6 protein-coding genes are annotated in these 7,545 nt (G+C 26.5%); 4 read left to right on the top strand and 2 right to left on the bottom strand.

Annotated elements, in window-relative coordinates; translation table 11 throughout:
- Both A9758_RS07645 and A9758_RS04570 read right to left on the bottom strand, forming a co-directional pair.
- Window positions 1–1,426 (bottom strand): SEC-C metal-binding domain-containing protein (locus tag A9758_RS07645; RefSeq protein WP_233144176.1); only part of this gene is annotated, 1,426 nt, incomplete at its 3' end.
- Window positions 1,427–1,537: 111 nt separating this feature from the next.
- Window positions 1,538–2,056 (bottom strand): DUF1802 family protein, encoded by a 519-nt coding sequence (locus A9758_RS04570; protein ID WP_011406066.1) that lies wholly within the window; start codon window positions 2,054–2,056, stop codon window positions 1,538–1,540.
- A 321-nt stretch (window positions 2,057–2,377) separates the two neighbouring features.
- Between A9758_RS04570 and A9758_RS07640 the strand changes: the two genes are divergently transcribed.
- The 4 genes from A9758_RS07640 to A9758_RS04555 form a co-directional block, all read left to right on the top strand.
- A complete protein-coding gene (locus tag A9758_RS07640; protein WP_011406067.1) occupies window positions 2,378–3,352 on the top strand; it encodes an SNF2-related protein in 975 nt (324 codons plus the stop codon).
- 22 nt (window positions 3,353–3,374) lie between these two features.
- Entirely contained in the window at window positions 3,375–5,618 is a 2,244-nt protein-coding gene (locus tag A9758_RS04565; RefSeq protein ID WP_011406068.1) for a DEAD/DEAH box helicase, read from the top strand.
- A 5-nt stretch (window positions 5,619–5,623) separates the two neighbouring features.
- Window positions 5,624–6,367 carry a DUF4391 domain-containing protein gene (locus tag A9758_RS04560; RefSeq protein WP_011406069.1) on the top strand — a complete coding sequence of 248 codons (744 nt, stop codon included), beginning with the start codon at window positions 5,624–5,626 and terminating at the stop codon, window positions 6,365–6,367.
- A 9-nt stretch (window positions 6,368–6,376) separates the two neighbouring features.
- Window positions 6,377–7,545 (top strand): site-specific DNA-methyltransferase (locus tag A9758_RS04555; protein WP_143740873.1); only part of this gene is annotated, 1,169 nt, incomplete at its 3' end.

Below are 7,545 nucleotides of genomic sequence, written 5' to 3'. Positions count from 1 at the left end.
AAATATTACTATATTTTAACAAATTTGCAAATTTATAAAGTATCAAACTATCATAATTTCCAGAATTAACTAATATCTCAAATTCTTCAGTATTAATTATTAAATCATTTTCAGATATTTCTGTAACATACGATCTTCCAGACATACCGACAAATAAAATTATTAATAGATCCCCGTTTAAGAAATTAGATTTAGATAGATGTTTCTTAACTATTTTTATTCTATTTTTTATTATAAATTTATAATTTAAATCTATCCTTTCACAAGGCCCATTTTTATCATAATCCTTTAAATTATCATTAATTAGAATACAATAAGTTAACTTATCAGTATCTATTTTAAAAATTTTATCTTTGAATATTGTATTTTCCCATTTAGGTAGTTCATAATTTAAATCTTCAAACTGTAATTTATTTTTTAAATTTAACAAAATATTTGACCATAAATAATTCTGATATTTTGATATAAAGTTCTTTTTTTCATTATATTTAATTATATTTGATAAAATATTATGCCTAAGTGAAATAGTTAATAATTGGGGATAAATAAGATAAGTATCATCGATTTTTATTATAGGATAGGTGAATAAAGGATTTTTGTATATATTTTCTGAATACATTACCTCTTCAAGAGTTTTTTCATTAAAATTTTTATAAAAATCATTTTCATAAAAGATAATATTCATAAAACATTTATCACCTATTTCAATAATAAAATCATCGCATATCATTTCTTTAATGTTGATTGAATTCTTAAAAACTTTTAATTTGTTAATATCAAATGTAACACATTTTTTTAGATTATTTAATTCATTAATATTAGGAAAAAGGATTTCTTCTCTAAATCTGTTATCAAAAACTTCATAACGTTCATGTCCTGATTTTTTAGCAATAAAATCACTTAAATATAAGATAAATTTTGAATTTTGATAAAAAAGTTCCATAAATTCATCAGAAAAACTAGAAGAATTATATTGAATACAATTAATTATATTCTGTAATATATGATACTCAGTTGTAGATGGCCCTGAAAATATAATATTATTTTTATAGAATTCAATGTTGTTTGTAAATAAATTATCTATAGGATCTTCTAACAAACCGATTGGCCCTTTTGAAGGAAGATATTTTAGAAATAATTCATTTAGTTCTTTTATTGAAATATCTCTGTTTCCACATTGAGTGTTTGAGCAGGCAATTTGTGTAGCTACTTCAAGTCGAACATATTGGGACTGATTTTCCGGACATAGGGATAATGCTACTAATGTTTTAATTAATTCTTTCTGATTATATTTAGAAAATTCTTCTCGTAACATTTTTAAAGCATTATTTGGAAGATTATTTAGATAATTATCTTTTTTTAAACAACATTTTTTATATTTTTTTCCACTACCACAGTAGCAAGGGTCATTTCTACCAATTTTCATCATATCAACAACCTATTTTTTAAAGAAATGAAAACATTAATCAATAATAATTGATTATATTAAAAATGTTTCTTTTATTATTTGTACTGAAAAAAATCAAATCATGATAAATTATTTATTCAAAATTTCATCTTTCAACTTTTTAAAATCTTTATCATTTATTACGGGTTTACCTTTTAGTTCAATTTCTTTATTAACATTAGCAAAAACCATACCTCTTGATCTACCACAATAAACTGGTTCATCCAATTCATACACTCTAAGTAACCAGATATTAGCATTTTTAGTATTAAAGTATCCTGAAACGTGTTTTTTAGTCCATATATGATAATTATTAAACTTACCAATACGACTTACAGGTGTTTCAAAGACATCTTCTACTGTAGCATAATATTTAACTTCATATGATTTATCTTCAACGTTTGGTAATGTATTTTTCTTAACAAAATCTTTTTCTGATTCCTTAAAAGAATCAAGATAATCCTCTTTGTTTGCATAACTAACCATGGGATAAAGTAGGAATTCTTTTAGCGTTGTACTGTTTTTTCTTATAAGTATTGTTTGTTTTCCTTGTCCTAATGCTTCTACTGTAGCATTCCAATCATTAAGACATTTAGTAATTTTTACCATCAATATACACCTAATTAATAAATATGATTTTATCTTATTAATCCCTTTTTACAACTATTTTTCCCTAAACACGGTTAATGTAAATATTCTATACACTGTATACAATTATATAAAATAAGAGATATATGTAATAATTACGAAAGAAGTGATTTTTATGAATAAAAGCACTACTATAAGAATTTCTATAGACAATAAAAAGAGATTAAATGAAATAGGTAACGTAAACGATAGTTACAATAGTGTAATTTCGAAACTCTTAGACGAATATGATAAAAATAAAATATTACGGAAAAAAGGACAGTTATAATCTATGGTGATTATATGAAACCTCCAAAATCGTTAAACAATAAAAATCAAGATACTGTTTTCAACGAATTAAATGAATACTTAACATTTAATTCTAGATTATCTGTTATAAGTGGTTCTTTCAGTATTTATGCATATAATAAATTAAAAAATAAGTTAAATGATATTGATAATATGCGTTTTATATTCACAGAACCATCTTTTATTAAAAACAAAGATAACACAGAAACTCGTGAATATGAAATAAAAGATATTTCTAAAGATATTTTTGGAAACAAATATGAATTAAGACTAAAAAATGAAATGACACAAGGTGCAATCACACGTGAATGTGCCGAATGGATAAAAGATAAAGTTGAAGTGAAAAGCTATATCAATTCTAATCCAGCGTATCCTAGAATGATACACTTAGGAAATAAAGAAGATGAAAAATGTATTAGTATTAATGGAACTGTTGATTTTACTAGTGATGGTCTAGGAATTACACCATCCAATAGACAAGACAATAATACATGTATGTATGGTAAAACATGGACAGACAGCCAATTAATGATATTTGAACAACAATGGAACGATACCCAATTAGTAGAAGATGTTAAAGATGAATTTCTTAAGCATTTACAGACCATGTATGCAGAAAATTCACCAGAATTCATATACTATTATAGCATGTACCATTTATTCAATGATTACTTACATAACACAGATAAAAATACATTACCTAAGACAGAAACAGGGTTTAAAGAAACAAAAATATGGAATACTTTATATAAGTTTCAACAAGATGCAGTAATGGGTGCAATTGATAAAATTGAAAAATATAATGGTTGTATAATTGCAGATAGTGTAGGATTAGGAAAAACATATACTGCCTTAGCCATTATGAAATATTATCAACTAAGAAACGATCGTATACTAGTGCTAGTTCCTAAAAAATTAAGAGACAACTGGACAGTATACATAAAAAATGATAACGTAATATTTTTTTAATGAAGACCGATTTAATTATGATGTGTTAAATCATACAGACCTTAGCAGATACAAAGGAAAAAGTGGAGATATTGACCTAAAAACATTAAATTGGGGTAACTATGACTTAGTAGTAATTGATGAATCACACAATTTCCGTAATAATCCACAATATAAAGATAAAACAACACGATATCAACGATTAATGAATGAAATTATAAAAAGTGGAGTAAAAACCAAAGTTCTCATGTTATCAGCAACACCTGTAAACAACAAAATGACTGATATAAAAAATCAAATCGCACTTATCACAGAAGAACATGATGATGCCTTAACCCACATAGGAATTAACAGCATAGATTCAACGCTTAGAACAGCACAAAAAGTATTCAATGAATGGAGTAAATTAGATGCAGAAGAACGAACTACTGAAAACTTCACAAACAAAGTAAATACAGACTATTTCAAGCTATTAGATACACTCACTATAGCACGTAGCCGTAAACATATCTTAAAATATTATGATGATAAAGAAATAGGAACATTTCCAACAAAACTAGAACCAGAAAATGTAAGATCAGAAATTGACATCAAAAATGAATTCCCTTCAATCAAAGAAATTGATGCTATAATCAATAACCTAAATTTAAGTGTATATTCACCAGTTAAATACATCCTACCAAACAAAATACAAGAATATACAGAAATACTTGACCAAGAAGTTAAAGGTGGAACTTCAACATTCACCCAATTAGATCGTGACACGAATATTGTCCATCTTATGAGAACCAGTCTACTAAAACGTCTGGAAAGTTCAATATACTCATTCAAGAAAACTGTACAAAAAACGCTTAACAAAATAAACTACTGCTTAACGTTAACAACAAACAGTGTCAATTATGTTAGTGGAATTGATGAAGATTTGTTGGACTCTGAAGAAGAATATGAAGAATATAGTTTTGGACAAAATAAAACAAAAACCATTAAATTACAAGATATGGATTTAATACGATGGAAAAAAGACCTAGAAACAGACAAACAACAACTAGAAGAATTATTAAAAGATGCAGAACAAATAACAGCCCAACGTGACCAAAAATTACACAACTTAAAACAAAAAATAGACGAGAAAATTAACAACCCCATAAACAAAGACAATAAGAAAATAATCATATTCACAACATACGCAAATACGGCAGAATACCTATATGACAACCTTCATAAAGAAATAAAAGAAAAATACAATCTAAACACAGCATTAGTAACAGGAGGACATAAAAATAAAACTACAATGAAAAAAGTATCTGCAAATGATATAAACGATGTACTATTAAATTTCTCACCAAAATCCAAAGAAAGAGAAAAAATAGAACCAGAAAAAACAGAAGAAATAGACATACTAATCGCTACTGACTGTATCAGTGAAGGGCAAAACTTACAAGACTGTGATTACTTAATAAACTATGACATACATTGGAATCCTGTAAGAATCATACAAAGATTCGGAAGAATCGACCGTATAGGTTCAGCAAACAAAGAAATACAACTAGTAAACTTCTGGCCAGACTTAGAACTAGACGAATACATAGATTTAAAAGAAAGAGTAGAAAATCGTATGGTAATGGTAAACGTTTCAGCAACAGGAGACGAAAACTTACTAGATAAAAACAAAAAACATGAACTAGAATACAGACGAAAACAACTACAACAACTACAAGACCAAGTAATAGAACTAGAAGACATAAGCGGTGGAATCTCAATAACAGACTTAACCTTCAACGACTTCAAAATAGAATTAATGGAATACAAAGACAAAAATGAAAAAGAACTAGAAAAAACACCAAACGGAACCTACTCTATTGTAAAAATACCGTCAGAACTAGAAAATGAACTACAAAAAGGAGTGATATTCCTACTAAAAGAAACAAAAACAACAAACCAAGAAAACCCATTAAGCCCATACTATTTAACATACATCACAGAAGACAAAACAGTAGAATACAATTACACGCAATCTAAAAAAATAATGGACTACTATAAAAAACTATGCTCAGGTAAAACAGAAGTATATCAGGACCTAGTACAAATATTCAACAAAGAAACCAGAAATGGTATAAAAATGGATAAATATTCAGAACTATTACGACTAGCCATAGAAAATACGCAAGGAAAAACAGAAGAAGTAGGAGTAAAAAGCCTATTCAGAAGAGGACCAACAACGCGCACAAAAAAAGATATTAATGGATTAGAAAATTATGAATTAATAACATTCTTAATATTGATGTGATATCTATGGATCTATACAAAGATTTGCTGAATTATCCTGATGAATGTCTAGATAATCGGAAAATTCATAAAACATTAATTTATGAAAATGGTGATTTGAAAACAAGAGATAAAAAAATAATAGAACAAAATATAGAACTAATAACATGGAAATACGCATTCACAAAAGAAGATCTTAACATACCTTTCTATGTTGATGAAATACGAGAATACTTAGAAGTCGAAATTGTGGAAATACAATTAAGAAAAAAACAAAAAATAAAGAGAATAGCAGATATCCTCTTTAGAACAATGCCACACCCCTCTTTACTATTCTTCAGATATAAAAATGAAGTAAATATTTATGCTGCACATGTAAAAAAACACGGCTCAGATTACTCAATATTTACATATGAAGAAGAAATGATAAAAACAGGATGGATAAATTTTAATCAGATAAATAAAAAAACAGAAAAACTAATGAATGATTTAAAACTAGAAAATCTGAACAATATGAACTTTTATACATTATACAATGACGTGTATAATGCATTAATAAACTATAGATCTTACATCTTAAAAAATGAAAAAACTGGAACGTTCATAGATGAAAAAAAGAAAATTTTGAAAGAAATAGATGAAATAGAGAATAATATTAAAGAATTAAAAACCCAAATCAAAAAAGATATTAATTTCAATGAAGTAGTGGAATTAAATATACAAATTAATGAATATGAAAAAGAAAAAGTAGAATTAATCAATAGATTATAGGTGACTATTATGGAAATCACGAAATTAAATTTAGAATCAGAAGATATTGTCCAAAACAATATAGAACAATTAAAGCAATTATTCCCTGAAATTGTTACTGAAGGTAAAATAGATTTTTATAAACTTAAAGAGGTTTTAGGTGATGAAATAGATGATGAAGATGAAAAATATGAATTTACATGGAATGGTAAACATGATGCTATTAGAGAGTTTCAAAAACCATCACATTGTACTTTAAGACCAGACAAAAATAATAGTAAAAATTGGAATACCACTGAAAATTTATATATAGAAGGTGATAATTTAGAAGTTTTAAAATTACTTCAAAAATCTTATCAAAGTAAAATTAAAATGATGTACATTGATCCTCCTTATAATACAGGTAATGACTCTTTTATATACAAAGATAATTTTCAAGAAAATGAAACTGAATATATAGAGAAAGAAGAAGAAAGAGGAAAATTTCAATCTAATCCCAATAGTTCTGGACGATACCATACAAACTGGATGAATATGATTTATCCATTACTTCGATTAGCAAGAAACTTATTATCAGAAGAGGGCGTATTATTAATAAGTATTGATGATAATGAATTTTCTAATTTAATTGTCATGTGTAAAGAAATATTTGGTGAAGAAAATATAGATAACTTAATCTGGCAAAAAGTTGATAACGATTCTGGAAAAATGAAAATAACATATAGGGTACGATTAGAACATGAATACGTGTTAATTTGTTATAAAAATAAAAATAAAACATACTTTAATAAATTTATCGAAGAAAGAAATTATAAAAATGAGTATGATAATCCTGATAACGATCCTAGAGGACCATACAAACAAGCAATTATTTCATCAACAGAAGAAAAATCCAATAAAGATAGTCCTAATTATTATTCAATCACCACACCTTCCGGAAAAATATTTACCAGACAATGGAGAGTAAGTGAAGAAGAAATGTTAGAATTAATAGGAGAAGATAGGATTTATTTTGGGAAAAATGGAGATTCTGTACCTTCACTTAAAGCTTTTATTAATGAACCAAAATTATCAACACCTACCACTATATTAAGTGGTGTTGGAACTGCAAAAACTGCTGGAAAAGATATTGAAAATATGTTAGGTTCAAGAAAAATATTTTCTTATCCTAAACCGTGGCTTTCCAGTTGCTGGGTCTT

The organism is Methanosphaera sp. A6, assembly GCF_001729395.1.
GTDB lineage: Archaea > Methanobacteriota > Methanobacteria > Methanobacteriales > Methanobacteriaceae > Methanosphaera > Methanosphaera stadtmanae.
Note: the sequence above shows the minus strand (reverse complement) of the source record. Positions and strands in the feature narration are given on the sequence as shown.

Bases quoted from the DNA above. Each gene is read 5' to 3' on its own strand.
- A9758_RS04570 (WP_011406066.1), bottom strand. From the start codon at position 2,056: ATGGTAAAAATTACTAAATGTCTTAATGATTGGAATGCTACAGTAGAA.
- A9758_RS07640 (WP_011406067.1), top strand. From the start codon at position 2,378: ATGAAACCTCCAAAATCGTTAAACAATAAAAATCAAGATACTGTTTTC.
- A9758_RS04560 (WP_011406069.1), top strand. From the start codon at position 5,624: ATGGATCTATACAAAGATTTGCTGAATTATCCTGATGAATGTCTAGAT.